Source organism: Streptomyces sp. NPDC059398 (assembly GCF_042751845.1).
Lineage (GTDB): Bacteria > Actinomycetota > Actinomycetes > Streptomycetales > Streptomycetaceae > Streptomyces.
Genome location: NZ_JBHYWP010000065.1, coordinates 1 through 1068 on the forward strand (window position 1 = coordinate 1; position 1068 = coordinate 1068).

The window sequence follows — 1068 nt, forward strand, 5'->3', positions numbered from 1 at the left end:
AACGGGAACCCTTCCGGCTACGACCAGGGAGTGCCGGTCAGCAGTTCGTAGGCCTCCACATACTTCGCGCGGGTCGCGTCCACGATCTCCTGCGGGAGGGCGGGCGGCGGCAGTTCTCCCTTCCGGTCCCAGCCGGATGCGTCCGAGGTGAGCCAGTCGCGCACGAACTGCTTGTCGTACGAGGGCTGTGCGTGGCCCGGCTCCCAGTCGGCCGCGGGCCAGAAGCGGGACGAGTCCGGGGTCAGCACCTCGTCGGCGATGACGAGTTGGTCGCCGTCGTAACCGAACTCGAACTTCGTGTCGGCGAGGATGATGCCCCGCTCGCGCGCGATGCCCTGGGCCCGCTCGTACACATCGAGGGTCGCGCGCCGCAGATCGGCGGCGGTCTCCGCGCCGGTCCGGTGGGCGACTTCCTCGTAACTCACGTTCTCGTCGTGGTCACCGACGGCCGCCTTGGTGGCCGGCGTGAAGATCGGCGCGGGGAGTTCGGATCCGTCGGTCAGTCCCTCCGGAAGCGCGAGACCGCAGACCGTGCGGTGCGCCTGGTACTCCAGCAGCCCGGACCCGGTCAGATAGCCACGGGCCACACACTCCACCGGGACCATCCGCAGCGACTTGCAGACCAGGGTGCGGCCCTCCCAGCCGGCGGGGGCGCCGGCCGGCAGGTCGGTGGAGATGACATGGTGCGGCACGAGATCGGCGAGCTTGTCGAACCACCAGAGCGACAGCTGGGTGAGCACCCGGCCCTTGTCGGGGATCTCGGTGGGCAGCACCCAGTCGTACGCGGACAAACGGTCGCTGGCGACCATCACGAGGTCGCCCGCCTCGTTCTGGTACAGATCGCGCACCTTGCCGGTGTGCAGGTGTACCAGGCCCGGCACCTGAAGCGGCTCGGGCTTTTCTACGAATCCGGACACGGTTCCTCCCCGTGGTTCTGTCCAAGCGGTGGGGTCGGAGTCGAGTCTCCCGTATGCGCCGCGTGCGGGCCCCTCCAGGGTCGGCCGGGGGTCGGCAATCCCCCCCGGCCGCGTACTTGCGGGGCGGCCCCCGGGCCCACCACCGCCGGAT

Annotated in this window: 1 protein-coding gene; it reads right to left on the reverse strand. The window is 70.0% G+C overall.

The features are described 5' to 3' along the window. Nucleotides 1–17: 17 nt before the first annotated feature. Nucleotides 18–917, reverse strand: coding sequence for a phosphoribosylaminoimidazolesuccinocarboxamide synthase (locus ACFXBC_RS22125; protein ID WP_385026948.1), 900 nt, complete (start codon nucleotides 915–917; stop codon nucleotides 18–20). Between the last annotated feature and the right edge of the window lie 151 nt (nucleotides 918–1068).